19 protein-coding genes and 1 pseudogene are annotated in these 18,501 nt (G+C 68.6%); 13 read left to right on the top strand and 7 right to left on the bottom strand.

The window, feature by feature from the left end:
• Positions 1 to 466: 466 nt before the first annotated feature.
• The 5 genes from V2S05_RS13305 to V2S05_RS13285 all read left to right on the top strand — a co-directional run bounded on the left by V2S05_RS13305 (position 467) and on the right by V2S05_RS13285 (position 2,640).
• Positions 467 to 856: a DUF2510 domain-containing protein gene (locus V2S05_RS13305; protein ID WP_413635920.1), complete on the top strand. Its 390-nt coding sequence runs from the start codon at positions 467 to 469 to the stop codon at positions 854 to 856.
• A gap of 105 nt (positions 857 to 961) precedes the next feature.
• Positions 962 to 1,087, top strand: a complete 126-nt coding sequence (locus V2S05_RS13300; RefSeq protein ID WP_413635919.1) for a hypothetical protein — start codon at positions 962 to 964, stop codon at positions 1,085 to 1,087.
• A gap of 4 nt (positions 1,088 to 1,091) precedes the next feature.
• Complete coding sequence (locus tag V2S05_RS13295) at positions 1,092 to 1,745, top strand: NAD(P)H-hydrate epimerase (RefSeq protein WP_413635918.1); 654 nt, start codon at positions 1,092 to 1,094, stop codon at positions 1,743 to 1,745.
• A 54-nt stretch (positions 1,746 to 1,799) separates the two neighbouring features.
• Positions 1,800 to 2,171, top strand: coding sequence for a hypothetical protein (locus V2S05_RS13290; RefSeq protein WP_413635917.1), 372 nt, complete (start codon positions 1,800 to 1,802; stop codon positions 2,169 to 2,171).
• A gap of 244 nt (positions 2,172 to 2,415) precedes the next feature.
• Positions 2,416 to 2,640, top strand: a complete 225-nt coding sequence (locus V2S05_RS13285; RefSeq protein ID WP_413635916.1) for a hypothetical protein — start codon at positions 2,416 to 2,418, stop codon at positions 2,638 to 2,640.
• Positions 2,641 to 2,651: 11 nt separating this feature from the next.
• Here V2S05_RS13285 and V2S05_RS13280 read toward each other — a convergent pair.
• A protein-coding gene (locus tag V2S05_RS13280) for an IS3 family transposase (protein WP_370428832.1) occupies positions 2,652 to 4,048 on the bottom strand; the annotation gives its coding sequence in 2 pieces (ribosomal slippage) (positions 2,652 to 3,712 and positions 3,712 to 4,048; 1,398 coding nt in all).
• 116 nt (positions 4,049 to 4,164) lie between these two features.
• Here V2S05_RS13280 and V2S05_RS13275 point away from each other — a divergent pair.
• Together V2S05_RS13275 and V2S05_RS13270 are read left to right on the top strand one after the other, a co-directional pair.
• A pseudogene (locus V2S05_RS13275) lies at positions 4,165 to 5,028 on the top strand (DUF222 domain-containing protein); the annotation flags it as partial.
• A 24-nt stretch (positions 5,029 to 5,052) separates the two neighbouring features.
• Positions 5,053 to 5,307: an HNH endonuclease gene (locus V2S05_RS13270; protein WP_413635943.1), complete on the top strand. Its 255-nt coding sequence runs from the start codon at positions 5,053 to 5,055 to the stop codon at positions 5,305 to 5,307.
• Between the two features lie 174 nt (positions 5,308 to 5,481).
• Here V2S05_RS13270 and V2S05_RS13265 read toward each other — a convergent pair whose 3' ends face one another.
• Positions 5,482 to 6,978 (bottom strand): SulP family inorganic anion transporter, encoded by a 1,497-nt coding sequence (locus V2S05_RS13265; RefSeq protein WP_413635914.1) that lies wholly within the window; start codon positions 6,976 to 6,978, stop codon positions 5,482 to 5,484.
• A 90-nt stretch (positions 6,979 to 7,068) separates the two neighbouring features.
• Positions 7,069 to 7,443: a DUF4186 domain-containing protein gene (locus tag V2S05_RS13260; RefSeq protein ID WP_413635912.1), complete on the bottom strand. Its 375-nt coding sequence runs from the start codon at positions 7,441 to 7,443 to the stop codon at positions 7,069 to 7,071.
• 98 nt (positions 7,444 to 7,541) lie between these two features.
• Here V2S05_RS13260 and V2S05_RS13255 point away from each other — a divergent pair, with 98 nt between their 5' ends.
• Positions 7,542 to 7,778 carry a DUF3072 domain-containing protein gene (locus V2S05_RS13255; RefSeq protein ID WP_413635910.1) on the top strand — a complete coding sequence of 79 codons (237 nt, stop codon included), beginning with the start codon at positions 7,542 to 7,544 and terminating at the stop codon, positions 7,776 to 7,778.
• A gap of 39 nt (positions 7,779 to 7,817) precedes the next feature.
• Here the strand turns inward: V2S05_RS13255 and V2S05_RS13250 are convergent, their stop codons facing one another.
• Together V2S05_RS13250 and V2S05_RS13245 are read right to left on the bottom strand one after the other, a co-directional pair.
• Positions 7,818 to 8,027, bottom strand: a complete 210-nt coding sequence (locus tag V2S05_RS13250; RefSeq protein WP_413635908.1) for a hypothetical protein — start codon at positions 8,025 to 8,027, stop codon at positions 7,818 to 7,820.
• Positions 8,028 to 8,168: 141 nt separating this feature from the next.
• Positions 8,169 to 9,752, bottom strand: a complete 1,584-nt coding sequence (locus V2S05_RS13245) for an SDR family oxidoreductase (protein ID WP_413635906.1) — start codon at positions 9,750 to 9,752, stop codon at positions 8,169 to 8,171.
• 310 nt (positions 9,753 to 10,062) lie between these two features.
• Here V2S05_RS13245 and V2S05_RS13240 point away from each other — a divergent pair, with 310 nt between their 5' ends.
• Entirely contained in the window at positions 10,063 to 11,181 is a 1,119-nt protein-coding gene (locus tag V2S05_RS13240; RefSeq protein WP_413635904.1) for a Fic family protein, read from the top strand.
• A gap of 110 nt (positions 11,182 to 11,291) precedes the next feature.
• On the opposite strand, the gene V2S05_RS13235 is transcribed toward V2S05_RS13240, so the two are convergent.
• The gene (locus V2S05_RS13235; RefSeq protein ID WP_413635902.1) at positions 11,292 to 13,469 is read right to left on the bottom strand and encodes a malate synthase G; all 2,178 of its coding nucleotides are present in this window, start codon (positions 13,467 to 13,469) and stop codon (positions 11,292 to 11,294) included.
• Complete coding sequence (locus V2S05_RS13230; protein ID WP_413635900.1) at positions 13,466 to 13,897, bottom strand: GlcG/HbpS family heme-binding protein; 432 nt, start codon at positions 13,895 to 13,897, stop codon at positions 13,466 to 13,468. Before V2S05_RS13230 ends, V2S05_RS13235 begins: the two co-directional genes overlap by 4 nt.
• Before the next feature lie 154 nt (positions 13,898 to 14,051).
• Here V2S05_RS13230 and V2S05_RS13225 point away from each other — a divergent pair, with 154 nt between their 5' ends.
• From V2S05_RS13225 to V2S05_RS13210, 4 genes are all read left to right on the top strand, one after another.
• Complete coding sequence (locus V2S05_RS13225) at positions 14,052 to 14,792, top strand: IclR family transcriptional regulator (RefSeq protein ID WP_413635898.1); 741 nt, start codon at positions 14,052 to 14,054, stop codon at positions 14,790 to 14,792.
• A gap of 74 nt (positions 14,793 to 14,866) precedes the next feature.
• Positions 14,867 to 15,445: a PadR family transcriptional regulator gene (locus V2S05_RS13220; RefSeq protein ID WP_413635896.1), complete on the top strand. Its 579-nt coding sequence runs from the start codon at positions 14,867 to 14,869 to the stop codon at positions 15,443 to 15,445.
• 23 nt (positions 15,446 to 15,468) lie between these two features.
• Positions 15,469 to 17,127: an ABC1 kinase family protein gene (locus V2S05_RS13215; protein WP_413635895.1), complete on the top strand. Its 1,659-nt coding sequence runs from the start codon at positions 15,469 to 15,471 to the stop codon at positions 17,125 to 17,127.
• A gap of 163 nt (positions 17,128 to 17,290) precedes the next feature.
• A complete protein-coding gene (locus V2S05_RS13210) occupies positions 17,291 to 18,334 on the top strand; it encodes an NAD(P)/FAD-dependent oxidoreductase (protein WP_413635893.1) in 1,044 nt (347 codons plus the stop codon).
• Positions 18,335 to 18,501: the final 167 nt, after the last annotated feature.

The raw sequence follows: 18,501 nt of genomic DNA, 5'->3' as shown, positions 1-18,501 counted from the left end.
GCTGGCCGGGAGCATCCGCGTACGGCGCCGGGGGAGCGGCCGCGTACGGGGCAGGCGCGACCGGAGTCGTGCCGTACGGCGCGGCGGGCGGTACGGGAGGCTTGAGCGGGTGCGGGAGGGTTGGGGATCGACATGGGTGTCTCTTCACGGAGGTGCGCGCAGCACCGGATTGCCCAACGGCGGCTTGCCGCAGGAGTGCTCTGCATGCACGCCGAGTACCGCCCAGGAGTGATCGGGCGTGAGACTCGGAACCCGGGGCGTTCCTGTCGTCCGTGCGGAGCAACTAATCCAGATACCAGCGTTCGGGTGTGACATTCGAAGTCGCGGAATGACAACGATCTACCCGGATGGCACTACCGTGCTGCGACTCGCGTGCCCCTATGCGTTTTGGGAAGGAATCGCGCACGTCTCGACGCTACGGTGGCACGGAGATGGCGCGGATGCCAGACAAGGGAGAGGAAATCGGATGGCTGAGGCACAGGCGGGCTGGTACGACGACGGATCCGGAACGATGCGGTGGTGGGACGGTCAGCAGTGGACCGACTCCGTGCAGCCGCCCGCTCCGAAAGAACCCCGCCTCGACGGGATGATCAACCGGGCACGCGCCGACGCAGAAGCCGGAGCCCAGCCGCGCCCCGCGCCGCAGGGCATGAGCTACGTCGTGCTGCAGGTCGTGCTGAAAGAGAAGTTCTTCGGCAGCGGATCGGGCAATCTCACCGAGCTCGAGAAGGTGATCAACAAGCAGGCCGCTCTCGGGTATCGACTGCACACGATCACCACCTCCTCGTCGGGCAGCACCGGCTTCGGCGGCGGTGACCGCATCCAGGCGACGATGGTGTTCGAACGCCTGACCTGAGAGCTCGCGCTCCGCAGATGCGGAAGCAGCAGTGTTCAGGAGGGGCGTTCGATGTCCCCCTCGCGGGGGATTCCCGCCGCCCGGCTCCCGCGTACAGTCGCGGACATGGATATCGCATCGATGATCATGGGCGGTTCGATCGCGTCGGTCATGTGGATCGCCTTTTACCCCTGGGCGAAGCTCCGCCGGCTCAGAGACCTGGAGTCCGAGGCCGACGGTACGGCAGCGTGAGAGCATGAGCCTTGACGTCCCCGCCTTCACCGGCGCGCAGGTGCGGGCTGCGGAGGCGCCGCTGCTCGCCGCCGGTGTGCCGCTCATGCGCCGGGCGGCCACTGCGCTCGCCGAGGTGATCGCCGAGCACCAACCCGAGCGGATGCTGGTGCTGGCAGGTCCCGGTGACAACGGCGGCGACGCGCTGTTCGCCGCTGCCGCCATCGCGACGCGCGGGGTTCCCATCGACGTCCTGCGCACCTCCGACCGCGTGCACGAAGAGGCGCTGCAGGCGGCGATGGGTGCCGGGGCGCGCAGCATCCGTCTCGCCGATCTCGACCCGGCCGTCTATGACGTGATCGTCGACGGCATCCTCGGCATCGGCGCGCGGGGTGCCCTGCGGGCGCAGGCCCGCGATGCGGTGACCGCGCTGCTGCCGGCATCCGCCGTGGTCACCGCCGTTGACCTGCCCAGCGGGCTCGACGCCGACACCGGCGCTGCCGACGAGGCCGTGCTCACCGCGACGACGACGGTGACGTTCGGTGCAGTCAAGGCCGGCCTCACTCGCGGTGAGGGGCCTCGGCTGTGCGGGCGCATCGTGCTGGTCGACATCGGGCTGAGGCTCGACCCGAACGACGCGGTGGGCCAGGCCATCGTGGCCGAGAGACGGGCCGGATAGCCGGCAGTCCTGCCGACCGATTCCGCGCGCCCGCCGCGAACTAGGCTCGAGGTCGTGTTCGGTTCATCTGTCGAGGTGCATGTCGATCGTGAGAGTGTCGCTGCGGGCGACGACGTCGTCTCGCATGCTGCGGTGGTGCGCGTGCGACGGGGCATGCGTCTCAGCGCCGTCATCGAGCAGGTGGCGCCGGATGTGCGAGCGCCCGGATGGTCGTGGGTCGTGAAGGTCGACGGGGCGACCGCCGCGGTGTGGTCGGTCGATCACGGCGTGCAGCTGCTCATCGACGACCGGCGGGTGACGCAGAAGTCGGTGGCGATCCTCTTCCGCTACTTCCTGCAGATCGACCCGGCTTGGCTGTTCGCCCGCCTGGCGCAGGGCGCCCGGCCGAACCGCGAGGCGCTGCGCGCCGAGTATCAGGCGCGCTGACCACTTCTTCACCGGGCCGGTCTCTCTGCACGGTGGCTGGTTCTGAGATGCCGAAAGTGCGGCGGATCTGCTCGGCTCGTTCGCGCGGCGTGCGGGGCTCGTCCGGCGGTGAAAGGACGGGTCGTGGTCACTGCACTCGGAAAGCAGCTGATTGCTGATCCCGTCGAGGCATGGCGCGATGGGTAGTGGGGCGCGACGTGGGTGGCTCGAATTTTTTCGAAGAAAGATTCGAGAAAGTGTTGACATGGGTATCGAACAGATCTACTATTGGTGCATGTCGAAGCTCACGCCGTTGATCGAAGCGATGTCGTCGCTCGATCGATCGTGGGGCGAGGCGGAAGATGCCACGGATCTGACCCGTGAGCAGTTGATCGCCATCGACAGCGCTATCGGGATGGTGAAGCGTCGATTGGATGCCGTGCACGCCGACGTCGCCGCGGGGATCTCCGGAAAGTGTCAAGGCGGGTGAGACAGATTCCGTCAGGCGGTCTGTATGAGGGCCTCCTGTGAGGGCTGGTTGATCCAGGCGGCCTCGGGCAGCTTGGGCGCCTGGGGTCGGCGGTGGCCGAAGCGCTCGGGACGGGCGGCGTAGGCCGCGTCCAGGGTGGCCTGGCGCTGGGCGCGGACCTGCCCGGCGGTGCCGAAGTGGACGCTGGCGGGGGTGTGCAGCCCGATCCCGCAGTGGCGGTGCTCGTGGTTGTAGTAGGCGAAGAACTGCTCGGCGAACGCGCCGGCGTCGGCCAGGGACCCGAAGCGCTCGGGGAAGACCGGGGCGTACTTCAGCGTCTTGAACGCCGCCTCGCTGTAAGGGTTGTCGTTCGACACGTGCGGGCGGGAGTGCGACCTGGCCACCCCGAGGTCGACGAGCAGCTGAGCGACCGGTTTGGAGGTCATCGAGGTCCCGCGGTCGGCGTGGATCGCCTCCGGCACGCCATGGATGCCCATGGCGTGCTCGAGCAGGTTCTTGGCGATCTCGGCGTCCTCGCGGGCCGCGATGGTCCAGCCCACGACGAACCTGGAGAAGATGTCGAGCACGACGTACAGGTCGTAGTACACGCCCCGCTCCGGCCCCTTGAGCTTTGTGATGTCCCAACTCCACACCTGCCCCGGCGCCGTCGCGACGAGCTCGGGCCGGGTCCGGGGCGGGTGGCTCGCCTGCCGGCGCCGTTCCCCGGCCATGTCGTGCTCGCGCAGGATCCGGTGCATCGTGGACATCGAGCACAGGTAGGTGCCCTCGTCCAGCAGCGTGGCCCAGACCTGGGCGACCGACTTGTCCGCGAACCGCTGGCTGGTCAACACGGCCAGCACGTGGGCCCGCTCGGCGGCGGACAGCTTGTTCGCCGGTGCCGGCCGCGGTGTCCGTGGACGTGGCGGTGGCGGGTTCTTGGCCCGGTAGTGACTGGCGCGGGAGCGACCCAGCAGCGCGCACGCAGCCGCGGTGCCGACGTGCTCGGCCAGCCCGTCGACGGCCGGGTTGATCACCGCGGCGACCGCGGCGGCTTGTCCGCGCTCTCGGAGAGCGTCTCCAAGAGCGCGTGTGCTTTTCCCATCAGGTCCAGCGCCGCCCTGGTCTTGGCCAGCTCGGCCTCGGCCTTCTCCGCCCGGGCCCGTAGCGCCTGCAGCTCCCGCTCGCGCCGGTCCCGCGGCTTGCTGCCCAGCCCGGACAGCGAGCCGGCGGCCGCGGCCTTGCGCCACTCGATGATGTGGGAGGTGTACAGGCCCTCCCGGCGCAGGATCTCCCCACGCCCAGAGCGGTCCGCGGCGTCGTACTCGGCCAGGATCGCCGCTTTGAACTCGGCGGTGAACGTCCGCCTCTTGGGCCGGTCAGCACGAGGAGCCATAGCCCCATCATCGGTGCCGACGTCAGCAACCGTCATCGTCATCTCAGTATTGGTCCGTTCTCGCCCCGTGCAGTGCGAAGGTCAGCAGTGCTGGTGTCTCACCCCATCCTGACGCACAGGGCTCTCGCGAGTCGCGTCCTGAGCTCGGAGCAGGCAGCCTGGCCAAGCAGCAGGGGTACCGCACGCCGGCGAAACTCATCGCGGCGACCACCGGCGTCTCGACGGGGGATGCGATTCGACTCATCAAGGTTGGGGAGGCGACGGCTCCGCGGGCGGATCTGCTCGGTGATCGGCTTCCCGCGCGCTATCCGCTGGTGCGGGAAGCCCTGTCTGACGGTGCAGTCAGTTCGCAGGTGGCCGGGCTCATCATCAGCCTGCTCGATCGGTGCCGTATCGCTGCAGGGCCTGAGCGGACGAGCGAGGGCGAGCGGATCCTCACTGAGGCCGCGGTCGGGCTGTCTCTGGACGACGTGCGCAAGCTGATCGTCCGTGCCGAGGCGTGGCTCGACCCGGACGGAGTGGAGCCGCGCGCGGAAGAGCAGCGCGCCAAGCGGTCACTGACGATGTTCGAGCGTGACGGGATGGTTCACCTGAACGCGCTGCTCGACCCCGAGAGTGCCGCCCCGGTGATCACCGCGATCCGCGGATACGTCACCGCCGCATTCGCGGCCCGACAGGATGCACCGGATCCCGAGGCGCCGGATGCCGATCGCCGTACTGTCCCGATGCTGCAGGCCGACGCTCTGAGCCTGTTCGGATCACACATGCTCGGCTGCACCGCGCAGACGCCCGCGCTCGCAGGTGCGACGGTGGTGGTGCGGATGACTCTGCAGGACCTTCAGGCGGGCACCGGTTCGGCGACGATCGACGGGATTGATCAGCCGATCAGCATCAGCGCCGCTCGCCGCATGGCCGCCGACGGCGGGATCATCCCGTGCGTTCTCGGCGGAGACAGTGAAGTGCTCGACTGGGGGCGTAGGCGACGGCTGTTCACCCCGGCCCAGCGTCTCGCTCTCGCCGAACGCGACGGCGGATGCGCCATGTGCGGGCTGCCTCCCGGCATGGCCAAGGCGCATCACGTTCGATGGTGGCAACGCGACGCCGGACCGACCGACCTGGCGAATGGAGTCTTGCTCTGCGAGACCTGTCATCATCGCATCCACGACAACGGATGGGACATCCGCATCGACCCACCCGGACACGGCAACACTGTCTGGTTCGTGCCACCACCACACGTCGACCTTGCCCGCGCGCCGCGCCGGGGTGGTCGAGCACGATTCGACATCGCAGCCTGATCCTGCGCGTCGGTGATCGTCCGCGCTGTCACGGCGCATCCGCTACCTCTGGTGCCTGCCGCATGTTGGGCTAGGGGTACTTCGGCACGCTCAGTGCGTCAGCAGGGGCCAGGCGTCGCAGCGCGACGGCGCGCCGGCGCGGGCGGTGGCGTTCGTGCAGGCGTGAGTTCTTCCCTACTCGAACCCGCCGCTCAAGCGCCCGTGAAACACCCCGCTCGCGTCGTTCATCCCCACGATCTCCACCGACTTCCCGTACGCGGCGTACTTCGTCTCGATGGCATCCAGCGCCGCGACGGTCGAGGCATCCCACACGTGCGATCCCGACAGGTCGATCACCACAGACGAAGGGTCAGAAGAGTACGAGAACAGCGTCGTCAGGTCGTTGCTCGAGGCAAAGAACAGCTCGCCCTCCACGACATACCGGGCGACCCCGTCAGACACCGAACGCGTCACGGTGACCAGGTGCGCCACTCGCCGCACGAACAGCACCGACGCGACCAGCACGCCGCCGACGACGCCGACGGCGAGGTTGTGGGTGAGCAGCACGAGCACGACGGTCGAGACCATCACGAAAGTCTCGCTCTTGGGCATCCGCTTCAGAGTCGACGGGCGCACGCTGTGCCAGTCGAAGGCGCCGATCGCGACCATGATCATCACCGCGACCAGCGCCGCCATCGGGATCGTCGCGACGAAGTCGCCGAACACGACCACGAGCAGGAACAGGAAGACGCCGGCGCAGAACGTCGAGATGCGGGTGCGCGCCCCCGACTCCTTCACGTTGATCATCGTCTGACCGATCACCGCGCATCCGCCCATGCCGCCGAACGCGCCCGACAGCATGTTCGCCACTCCCTGCGCCCACGCTTCGCGGCCCTTGCGCGAGTGGGTGTCGGTGATCTCGTCGACGAGCTTCGCGGTGAGCAGCGACTCCATCAGCCCGACCAGCGCGACGGCGAGTGCGAACGGTGCGATGATCGTGAACGTCTCCCAGGTCAGCGGCACATTCGGGATGAACAGCGACGGCAGGCTGCGTGGCAGCTCGCCCTGATCGCCCACGGTCGGCACCGCGATCGCGAAGGCGAGCACGACGCCCGTGACGATGACCACCGAGACCAGCGGCGCGGGGATCACCCTGGTGATGCGCGGCATCACGATCATCACCGCGATTCCCAGCGCGACCAGCGGATACACCAGCCACGGCACGTCGATCAGCTGCGGGAACTGCGAGCTGAACACGAAGATCGCCAGCGAGTTCACGAACCCGACCATCACGCTGCGCGGAATGAACCGCATCAGCTTGGCCACGCCCAGCACGCCGAGGAGCACCTGGAACACCCCGGCGAGGATCACCGTCGCGATGAAGTAGTCGATGCCGTACGTCGGCGCCACCGGCGCGATCACCAGCGCCACGGCGCCCGTCGCCGCGGTCACCATCGCGGGCCGACCGCCGAGGAACGCGATCGACACCGCCATGATGAACGACGAGAACAGCCCCACCTTCGGGTCGACCCCGGCGATCACCGAGAACGCGATCGCCTCGGGGATCAGCGCCAGACCGACGACGAGACCCGCGAGCACTTCGCTTGTCAGCATCCGCGGGCTCTTCAGCGCGGTCAGCACCGACGGGTTCGGCCGGTAGCGGGCGGGGTCATCGACGGATGCGGTGGACATGCGGCTCCTGAGCGCGCCTCGCAGGGATGAGGCAGACGTTCCAGAGTAGAGCGGATGCCACGGATGCTGCTCGTGCTCCGCGCTCCCGGGTCACGCCGGCGGCGTCTTCGGAAAGTATTCCGCGACGATCCATCGGCTGATCGCCTCGACGACGTACTCGCGCTCGCCGTCGGTGAGCGCGTGCCCCTTGGGAATGCCATGCCAGCGCGACAGGCAGGTGCGGCAGCAGGTGGCGGTCGCGTGTTGCGCGACGAAGACCGGATGCCCGCGGTACGGCGTCTGCTTGCCGTCGTTGCGCGGCTCGGCCGGCGCGAGCCGCTGATCGATGATCTCGCGGGCGTGTCGGCGGATGGTCTCGATGCCGCGCAGATCGACGATCGCCCTGTCACGCCCGCGCAGATGGAACCGCGCCCGGAACGGATGCTGCCCGATCCGGCGCAGCCGGTCATCCAGGTCGTCGCTCATCTCAGCCATTGTGACGGGCGGCGCCGACATCGGCGCCGATGACAGAGGCGATTGTCAATCCCGCTCGGGGTGTCGGTGACGCGGCGTACGCTCGCCGCATGTCTGACACCAATGATTCCGAAGAGACCCTCGGCGCCGAAGACCCGCAGAACCCCGCGGCGAAAGATCCGTCCGACTGGGTCACGGGCGATGAGCCGATGACCGCGCCCCAGCGGAGCTACCTCGACACCCTCGCTCGCGAGGCCGGCGAGGAGCTGCCCGGTGACCTCAATAAGGCCCAGGCATCCGAGCAGATCGAGCGTCTGCAGCAGAAGTCGGGCCGCGGCACGTCGTGAGGACGCCGGCGCACCATCGGTGCGCCGGCGACGCGGCCATCAGTCGATGTTCGTGTACTTCTCGCCGAAGTCCTGCTGCTCGGCTGCTCTGCGGTCGCGCATCTGCTCGTCGTGAGTGGGCTCGCGGTCGTCGGGGCGGTCGTCGTCTGCTGTGCCGGATGCCTGACGCGAGTCGTCATCCTTGCTCAGGTCGGGGTCGGTACCCTCGGCCTTCATCGGGTCGGTGGGGAACGGCGTGGGATCGGACATCGTGACTCCCGTCTGTCGGTGGAGGTTCAGCCTGTCATCCCGGGGATGCGCTCCGGATGCCCGTTGACAAACCCTCTCGGGTGATGGGGTCATTTGTCGGCGGCGTTTCGACTCGCTGGCGCTCGCTCAACGACCGCCTGCTCAATGACCGCGATCGGTCTTGCTCGCTCCGCCCTCCGCTTCGGCGGTGATGCGCGCGGCCATGCCGGTGAAGATGAACCCGTGGAACGGCAGCACCGCCAGCCAGTACAGCCGGCCGAGCAGGCCACGGGGGAAGAACACCGCGCGCTGCTCGTAGCGGGTGCCGTCGGCATCCGGAACAGCTCGCAGCTCGAGCCATGCCGACCCCGGCACGATCATCTCGGCGCGCAACCGCAGCAGACCACCTCGAGAGCCCTCGCCCGACTCGAGCACCAGCGGCTCCTCGACCGCCTCGACTCGCCAGAAGTCGACGGCATCGCCGGGACGCACCGTCGAGCGGCTGCGCCGCCCCCGACGCAGACCGACACCGCCGATCACGCGGTCCATGACACCGCGCACCGCCCAGAGAAACCGGGAGGAGTACCAGCCGTTCTCGCCGCCGATGCCGGTGATCACGCGCCACACCTCGGCCACCGGCGCCGTCGTGTTCACCGACCTCTCGTCGGTGAACACCGTGCGCCCGGCCCAATCCGGGTCGCTCGGCAGCGGATCGCTCGGCGCGCCAGACACCTCGGCATCCTGCCAGCTGGTCTCGACGCCGTCGGCATCCACCCGGCCCAGCGCCATCGCCACCGCCTTCCGATAGGGCGTCAGGCCGCCCTCGGGCCGGGGGATCAGGTCGTCGATCGCATGATTCTTCATCACGCACTCGTTCTGCAGCGATTCGACCAGCGGTCGCGCGATCGACCGCGGCACCGGCGTGACCAGATTCACCCAGTGCGACGCCAGCCGCGGAGTCAGCACCGGCAGCGACGCGATCGCGCGCTGCCGCAGGCCCGCCTCGAGCGCGTATCCGTTCATCATCTGCCCGTAGCGCAGCACGTCGGGCCCGCCGACATCGACCGCCGTGTTCACCGACTCGTCGATGCGCGCCGCGCCCAGCAGGTAGTGCAGCACATCCCGGATCGAGATCGGCTGGATGTGGTTGCGCACCCACTTCGGCGCGGGCATGTACGGCAGCACGTCGGTGAGATGGCGGATCATCTCGAACGACGCCGATCCCGATCCGATCACGACCCCGGCTTGCAGCACCAGCGTCGGCACTCCCGATTCGAGGAAGATCTCGCCCACCCGCACCCGCGAGCGCAGATGGGGCGACAGCTCGACGTCGTCCGGATGCAGCCCGCCGAGGTACACGATCCGGCTCACGCCGGCTGCGGCCGCGGCATCCGCCACCGACTCCGCAGCCGCGGTGTCTTTCTCTTCGAAGTCCTTGCCGCCGGTCATCGAGTGCACCAGGTAGTAGACGACGTCGACATCGCGCATTGCCTCGGCGACGGCATCTCGATCCTGCGCCTCGCCCTCGACGATCTCGACGTCGGGCCCCCACGAGAACGACTGCGCGCGCGCGGCATCCCGTGCCAGCACCCGCACCCGGTACCCGGCGTTCAGCAGCCGCGGGGTGAGCCGCCCGCCGATGTATCCAGTCGCGCCGAACACCAGCACACGCGGTGCCGAGCCGTCGTCTCGGGGGATGGCGCGCAGCGCCGGTTCGCGTCCGGTCGGGGCGGTGAGCTCACTCATGAGAAGAGAGTAGGTCGGATGCCCGGGCCGGCGGAATGGGTTGACGCCGAACGCCGCGTCTGCCATCCCGCCGTCCGAGGCGCTCGCCGCTCATCCGAGGTAAGCGAACGACCCGAGGCAGGCCGAACCCGGCCGCAATCTCCGACGCTGGCGCGGTCGCCTACCTCCGCGCGGCTCGCTCGCAGGCGATCTTGTATGCCGGTTCGCCACGCCTCCAGCACGTGTAAAGCGACATCACACATCCCTTAGACGTGTAAAGAATCGGCCCGATTTTTTGCACGTAACTGAGATCTGTCACTATCTTTGACACATGCCGTGGAAACCCGACGCTCCGTACAACGAGTTGCCGCTCTTGCCTCCCCGCGTCGACTTCGAGACAAGGCCGGTGCTCAAGGCAACCACGCGCGCTCGCGCTGCCTTGGCAGCCATGGACGAGGCAACCAAGCGGATGCCGAACCCCATGGTGCTGGTGAATTCGATCTCGCTTCTCGAAGCGCAGGCCAGTTCTGAGATCGAGAACATCGTCACGACGACAGACGAGTTGTTCCGATTCGCTCAGGAGGCAACGGACTCGGCTTCAGCAGAGACCAAGGAGACGTTGCGCTATCGCACTGCGCTCTTCGGCGGGTTGGAAGCGATCCGAAAGCGTCCGCTGTCGATCAACACGGCGATCGAGGTGTGCACCAACATCCACCGTCGCGATATGCGTGTGCGCGATCTGCCCGGTACATACATCGGCGACCCCAACACACGCAACGCGATCTACACTCCACCTACCGGCGAGAGCGTGATCCTTCGCAAGCTCGACAACTGGGTCGACTTCGTGCACACCACAGCAGACATCGACCCGCTCGTGGTTATGGCGATCACCCATTACCAGTTCGAGGCGATCCACCCTTTCGCGGACGGCAATGGGCGCACGGGGCGCATTCTCAATGTGCTGCAACTCGTCGAGGCTGATCTTCTACGCGAGCCGATCCTCTATCTCTCGCGGTTCATCATCCGGAACAAGAGTGCTTACTACCGCCTCCTGCTGGGGGTGACGGCAGACGCCGCATGGGAAGAGTGGATTCTCTTCGTGCTGCGGGGCATCGAAGAGACGGCGTTGCAGACGTTGTCGAAGATCGACCGAATCCAGGCGCTGCAGAACGTCATGCGAACGGAGATTCGTGAGCAAACCACGGCCGGGAGCAATGCAGATCTACTGGATGTGTTGTTCGAGAACCCGTACGCCCGTATCAACGACATCGTCCGACGGTGCGGCGTCTCGCGTCCCACCGCGACGAACTGGCTGAACGCGCTGGAAGCGATTGGCGCTCTGGTCGACCTACGCGTCGGGCGCGAACGGCTGTTCATCAATCAGCGCTTCATGCAGATCCTGTCAACTGACGAGGCGCTACCGAGCGCAAGCGCAGATCGCTTGTTCTAAGCAGGGAGCGACGGTTGTGTTCATCCGCTCGCGTCTGAAGCGCTTCGCCTACTCAATGGACACAGAAGGGGGCGGATGCCGCAGCATCCGCCCCCCAAAGCGAACCGACCTCAGGCCGACGCCTGCTCGGCCTTCTTCTCGCGACGCAGGCCGTGCAGCAGCGGCTCGGTGTACCCGCTGGGCTGCGCGGCGCCCTCGACGATCAGGCGACGGGCCGCGGTGTACGCGATGCCCGGCTTCTCGCCCTCGGCGAAGGCGAGCTTCTCGTAATTCGGGTCACCGGCGTTCTGCTCGTCGACCACGACGGCCAGGCGGCGCAGGCTGTCGTCGATCTGCTCTTCGGTGATCACGCCGTGGGTCAGCCAGTTCGCCAGCAGCTGGCTCGAGATGCGCAGGGTGGCGCGGTCTTCCATCAGGCCGACGTCGTGGATGTCGGGCACCTTCGAGACGCCGACGCCCTGGTCGATCCAGCGCACCACGTAGCCGAGGATCGACTGCACGTTGTTGTCGATCTCCTGCGCGACGACCTCCGGCGTGAGGTCGCCCTCGCCGGCGAGCGGCGGCACCAGCAGCGCGTCGAGCGCGTCGTCGCCGGTGGGGGTGAGCGTCGCGCGCACGGCGATCGGGTCGACCTGGTGGTAGTGCAGGGCGTGCAGGGTTCCGGCGGTGGGCGACGGCACCCAGGCGGTGGATGCCCCCGACTGCGGGTGGGCGATCTTCTTCTCGAGCATGTCGTGCATGAGGTCGGGCTCTGCCCACATGCCCTTGCCGATCTGCGCGTGCCCGCCCAGCCCGCACTCCAGACCGATCGAGACGTTGCGGTCTTCATACGCCTTCATGAACGGCTGCTGCTTGATCAGCGCCTTCGGCAGGAAGGGTCCCGCGTGCAGTGAGGTGTGGATCTCGTCGCCGGTGCGGTCGAGGAATCCGGTGTTGATGAAGGCGACGCGGTCCGATGCTGCAGCGATGGCCGCCTTCAGGTTCGCCGACGTGCGGCGCTCCTCGTCCATGATGCCGATCTTCATGGTGCGCGCAGGCAGGCCCAGCAGCTGCTCGGCGCGGCCGAACAGCTCGGCGGCGAACGCGACCTCTTCGGGGCCGTGCATCTTCGGCTTCACGATGTACATCGATCCGGTGCGCGAGTTGGTGCCCTTGTTCGGGCCCTCGAGCTCGGGCAGCGAGCCGAGGGAGGTCATGATGGCGTCGAGGATGCCCTCGAACACCTCCTCGCCGTCGCGGTCGAGCACGGCGGGCGTGCGCATGAGGTGGCCGACGTTGCGGATGAACAGCACCGCGCGACCCGGCAGGGTGATCTCGCCGCCGTCCGCGGTCGTGTAGACGCGGTCGGCGTTCGGCACGCGGGTGAAGGTGCGGCCGTTCTTGGTCACCGATTCGCTGATCGAGCCGTCCATGAACGCACGCCAGTTGCGGTAGCCGAGCGCCTTGTCCTCACCGTCGACGGCCGCGACCGAGTCCTCCAGGTCGAGGATCGTCGTGATGGCCGACTCCAGGATGATGTCCTGCGCACCGGCGGCATCCGTCGCGCCGATGCGGCCCGAGCGGTCGATGACGATCTCGGCGTGCAGACCGTGGTGCACCAGCAGCACGGCCGCCGGGGCATCCGCCTCACCGGTGTACCCGACGAATCCCGACGGGTCGGCCAGGCGGCGGTCGCCGTCGGCGGTGCGCACGATCAGGCCGTCGGCGGCGATGGCGTAGCCGGTGGCGTCGCGGTGCGAGCCGTCGGTGAGCGGGGCGATCTGGTCGAGCAGCTCGCGGCCACGCTCGACCACGGCGGCGGCGCGGGTGAAGTTGAACTCCGTGCCTGGCGCGAGCTCGCCGGACTGGTCGATGGCGTCGGTGCCGTACAGGGCGTCGTACAGCGAACCCCAGCGGGCGTTCGCGGCGTTGATCGCGAAGCGGGCGTTCAGCAGCGGCACGACCAGCTGGGGGCCGGCCATCGTGGCGATCTCGGGGTCGACGTTCTCGGTGGTCACCGTCACGTTCTCGGGCTCGGGAACCAGGTAGCCGATGTCGGTGAGCAGCGCGCGGTAGGCGTCCTTCTCGGGCACGCCGGGGTTGGCGCGGTGGAACTCGTCGATCTTCTGCTGCAGCTCGTCGCGCTTCGCCAGCAGCTCGGCATTGCGCGGACCGAGGTCGTGGATGATCGCACTGGCGCCGGCCCAGAACTCGTCGATGTCGCGCCCGCTCTCGGCGAGCGCCGCCTCGGCGAACTCGACGATGGGAGCAGCGACCGAGAGATCGGCGCGACTGAGGTGCGAGGTCATAGTTCCATTCCTTCTGTTCGAGCGCCGATACGGCGCAGGGTCTCCAGGGCGATCTCCGCGTCCTGCGCGGGGGTGCCGCCGGCGACCCCGAGGCCGCCGGCGTGCTCGTCGCCGAAGTAGATGGGCAGACCGCCGTCGATCGTCGTCAGCAGGCCGCCCGTGCCCAGCGGCAGCGCGATCGCGACCGCGTCGGGGATGAGGGCGGTGCGGCGACGCGTGGATGCCGCGGTCGCGGCCTTGCGGCGACTCGTCTCGACGCTGTGCGGCGTCGCGCCGTCGGCCATGCCGAAGGCGATCTCGGTCATCGACGGGTCGGCCACCGACACCACCGGGCGGACGCCGCGTTCGGCGCCGATCTGCATAGCGAGGTCGACCGCCTGTGCCGCCGTGGCATAGGTGATGGCGACGATCCGGCGCGTGGTCGTCATGTCATTCCCCTCCAAAAGTGCAGTTCCAGATTAGGCACCCGTGCATCTTTTGGAGCGGCGATTTCATATGATGGAACTCATGGAGGGAACAGCTGCAAACCCAGGCCCACGCACCCCTGCGACCGGCACGGCCCCGGCGGGAACCGTGCAATCCGTGGCGCGCGCCTTCTCGCTTCTCGAGGCGCTGTCGGCATCCGGAGGCGAGGCGTCGCTGGCATCCATCGCCGGCCGGACCGGACTCGCGGTGCCGACGGCGCACCGTCTGCTCGGCACGCTGCACCACCTCGGCTATGTGCGTCAGCTCGAAGACCGCCGCTATGCGCTCGGCGCGAGCCTGATCTCGCTCGGCAGGCACGCCGTGCCACCGCTTGCCGATGCCGCCCAGCCGCTGCTGCGCCGGCTCGAGGAGCGGTTCCACGAGACGGCGAACTTCGCCGTGCTCGACGGTGACCTCGTGCTGTACGCCGGGCAGGTCGCGTCGCGCCAGCGCATGCGCATGTTCACCGAGATAGGCAGGCGCGTGCTGCCGCACTCGACCGGCGTCGGCAAGGCCATGCTGTCGACCATGCCCGAGCGGCAGGTGCGCGCACTGATCACCCGCACCGGTCTGCCGCGCTTCACGCCGCAGACGATCACTGACGAAGAGGCGTTCATCACCGACCTGCGCCGTGCGCGCGGGCGCGGGTTCGCCGCCGACGACAGCGAGCAGGAGGTCGGCGTGCGGTGCATCGCGGTATCGGTGCAGGGACTCGGCCAGCCCGCCGCCGTGTCGGTCTCCGGTCCTGCGGCGCGGATCACCGACGCGACCGTCGTCGAGGTCGTGCGTGCGCTGCGCGAGGCGGCCGCCGAGCTGACCGAGCTCGCCGCCGAGCGCGGGGGCGCAGACGGCGCCTGACCGAGCGAAGACCCCCTTGCCGAACGACAGTAAGCGACATATCGTTGACTATCGTTCAACAACAGGAGGTCATCATGAACGGATCGTTCCCCTCCAGTGGGTTCAACTTCGGCTCGAGCAACGGCGCGGGCAATCCGCTCGCCGGCGTGTGGGAAGCCGTCGAGCAGCTGCGCACCGGCTTCGAGCAGCGCACCGGCGGCTCGCGCATGGCGCGCGGTGACGTGCGCGCGGCGGTCATCTCGCTGCTCGCCGAGCGGCCGATGCACGGCTACCAGATCATCAGCGAGATCAGCGAGCGCTCGGGCGGGGCGTGGAAGCCCAGCGCGGGCTCGGTCTACCCGACCCTGCAGCTGCTCGCCGATGAGGGTCTCATCAGCGCCGACGAGCAGGGCGGTCGCAAGACCTACTCGCTCACCGACGCCGGGATCGCCGAATCCGAGGCGCTGGCCGCGAAGCCGGCCCCCTGGGAGGGCGCCGGTCAGCGCGGCGGAAGCGGGTCGAGCCCTCTCGGCGGCCTTCCCAAGGCGGGCATGGAGCTCGCCAGCGCGGCCGCGCAGCTGGGCCGCACCGGCACACCCGAGCAGGTGAAGGAGGGCGTCGAGATCCTCGAAGACGCCCGGCGTAGGCTGTACGCGATCCTCGCCGAGGGGTGATTCCGGGGGAAGGAGTCTCGGCCGTGCACGAGACCCGCTACCACCGCGCTCGCTATCGCCGCATCCTGCGCTTCGCGGCACGCGCGTTCGCGCAGATCTGGTGGTTCGAGCTCGTGCTGCCGCGCTTCGGGCTGGGCCGCGTAGCCGACCGCACGCGGGATGCCCGGATGTTGCGGCTCGCCCGGCGCTTCCGCGCGCTCGCCGTCGAGCTCGGCGGGCTCATGATCAAGGTCGGGCAGTTCATGTCGTCGCGTCTCGACGTGCTGCCGCCCGAGATCACCGCCGAGCTCGCCGACCTGCAGGACGAGGTTCCCGCCGAGCGGTTCGACGACATCCGTGCCGCCGCCGAAGCGGAGCTCGGGATGCCACTCGCACAGGCGTTCGCGTCGTTCGACCCGGAGCCGGTGGCCGCGGCATCCCTCGGTCAGGCGCACCGCGCCACCCTGTCGGCGGCCGACGCGGCCGACACCGGCCTCGAGCGCGTGATCGTCAAGGTGCAGCGCCCCGGCATCCACGAGATCGTCGCGGTCGATCTCGCGGCGCTGCGCCGGGTGTCGCGCTGGGCGTCGCGGGTGCGCGCCGTGTCATCGCGCGTCGATGCGCCCGCGCTCGTCGAGGAGTTCGCCGCGACCTGCCACGAGGAGATCGACTACCTGCACGAGGCGGCCAGCGCCGAGCGTTTCGCCGAGGACTTCGCAGCGGATGCCAGGGCTGCCGCGCCCGCGATCGTGTGGGAGCGATCCACACGACGGGTGCTCACGCTCGAAGACGTCACCGCGATCAAGATCAGCGACACGGTCGCGCTGCGCGAAGCCGGCATCGAGCCCGCCGATGTCGCGCACGTGTTCGCCCAGGTGATGCTCGACCAGGTCTTCACCCACTCGTTCGTGCACGCCGACCCCCACCCCGGCAACGTCTTCGTGACGCCCCTCGACGGCGGCGACTGGCGCCTCACCTTCATCGACTTCGGGATGATGGCCGAGGTGCCGGACGGCATCCGGGCGGGCCTGCGCACCCTCGTCATCGCCGTCGCCGCGCGCGACAGCCACGGCATGATCGTCGCCGCGCAGCAGATCGGCGTGCTGCTGCCCTCGACGAACACCGTCGAGCTCGAGCGCGCCCTCTCAGTGCTCTTCGCACGCTTCGGCGGCATGGGGTTCAACGAGCTGCGCGATGTCGACCCGCGCGAGCTGCAGCGGTTCGGGTTGGAGTTCGGCGAGACGGTGCGCTCGCTGCCCGTGCAGTTCCCCGAGAAGCTGCTGCTGCTTCTGCGCGCCGTGTCGCTCACCTCGGGCATGTGCAGCGCACTCGACCCGGCCTTCAACATCTGGGAGCCCGTCGAGCCGTACGCCACCAAGCTGCTGCGCGACGAGAGCGGCAACTTCATGCAGGACCTCGGCGCGCAGGCGATGTCGAACATGTCGTCGATGTGGCGGCTGCCCGCCCGTGTCGACGGCGTGCTCGACCGCCTCGACTCGGGCTCGCTGACGTTCGACATCTCGAGCCTCGAGCTGCGGCTCGACCGCATCATCCGGGTCGCGTACCGCGCGGTGTCGGCCGTGCTGTTCGGCGGGATGCTGATCGGCGGCGTTCTGCTGCTCGAGCCCGCATCGGGCTGGGGTGTCGCGCTGATGTGCGTGTCGGTGCTGCCGCTGCTGCACGCCCTGTTCGGGCGGCGCTAGCGGGCGCGAGCGTCGGGCGCCTCGGTCGTGACTCACCACGCAGCTGCGCGTCGTCTCGCGGTGGAATGACCCCTGTTTGGACTTGCGGAGATCACCGGTGCCCGTCCAGACTGACCACTCGAACGCGGCCGGAACGGGCCGGCGCCCAAACCGGAGGAACCAGATGCCCACGTCCCGCCCCCTCCATGTCATCGTGGTCGGTGGCGGCATCCTCGGAGCGTCCACCGCCCTTCATCTGGTGGGCGGTGGTGCGAAGGTGACACTGTTGAGCGCCGGGACTCTGGGCGACGGAGCATCGGGTCGCTCTCTGGCGTGGATCAACTCCTCCGGCATCCGTTCGCGCGACTACCACACCTTGCGCATGCTCGGCATCGATCGGTACCGCAGCTGGCAGGCCCGACGCCCAGGCAGCGAACGCTATCTGCGTTTCGAGGGAGCGTTGAAGTGGGCTGACCGGGGCGAATCGCTGCGCGACATCTTCGAGCACGAGCGCTCACGTGGCTACGACACCGTCTGGGTGACCCGTTCGGAGATCGCCGCTCGACTGCCGGATGTCCGTGCACAAGCCGTTCACGAGGAAGGCGCCATCTTCAATCCGGGCGAGGGCTGGATCGACTTGCCGCACATCATCCGGGAGCTCCTCGCGCAGGCAGTCGCCGGTGGCGCGACGGTGCTCGAGCGCGTCGGGCCTGCTGACGTCGAGCGGGATGAAGACGGCGTGCGAGGCGTTCGACTGCATGGCGGGCGTCTGGTTCGCGCGGACCGGGTGGTGCTCGCCACGGGCGCCGATGCGCCTGCTCAGCTCGCCTCCCTCGGTGTGTCGGTGCCAGATGCGACGGTGCCGGCCTGTCTCGTCGTGGCCGATCCGCTGGCCGCGCCCGTGCGCACTGTGCTGAACACTCCGCGGGTCGCCGTCCGGCCGATGCCCGACGGGGGCGTGGCGCTCGACTCCCGATGGGCCGAGGAGTCCGTCGTCCGCGGGGGGAACGGAGAATTCACAGTGCCGGAAGGAACGGTGACAGGCCTGCTTGCCGAAGCAGCAAAGGTGCTTGCCGGCGCTCCGCGTCTCACAGTTCGTCGCATCGGCCTTGGACCCAAGCCGATCCCCGGCGACGGTGAACCGGTGGTCGGCGCCGTGGAGGCGGTGCCCGGTCTCTCGGTGCTATTCACGCATTCCGGCGCCACGCTCGGCCTCATCCTCGGATAGCTCGTGGCCGAGGAACTCCTGACCGGACGCCCCGCCCCGGTGCTGCAGCCCTTCCGCATCGATCGTTTCTCCTAGCGGTTTCGGCGGACGGTGCAGAGCCGCCGCCAAACCCGCACACCTCGCTATTGACACCGTTCCCAATTTAGGCAAGAGTATCGGTGTGGGAA

The sequence above is a fragment of the Microbacterium sp. OR16 genome (genome assembly GCF_047306725.1).
Lineage (GTDB): Bacteria > Actinomycetota > Actinomycetes > Actinomycetales > Microbacteriaceae > Microbacterium.
The sequence above is the reverse complement of the archived record's forward strand: the minus strand, read 5'-3'. Positions and strand labels throughout refer to the sequence as shown.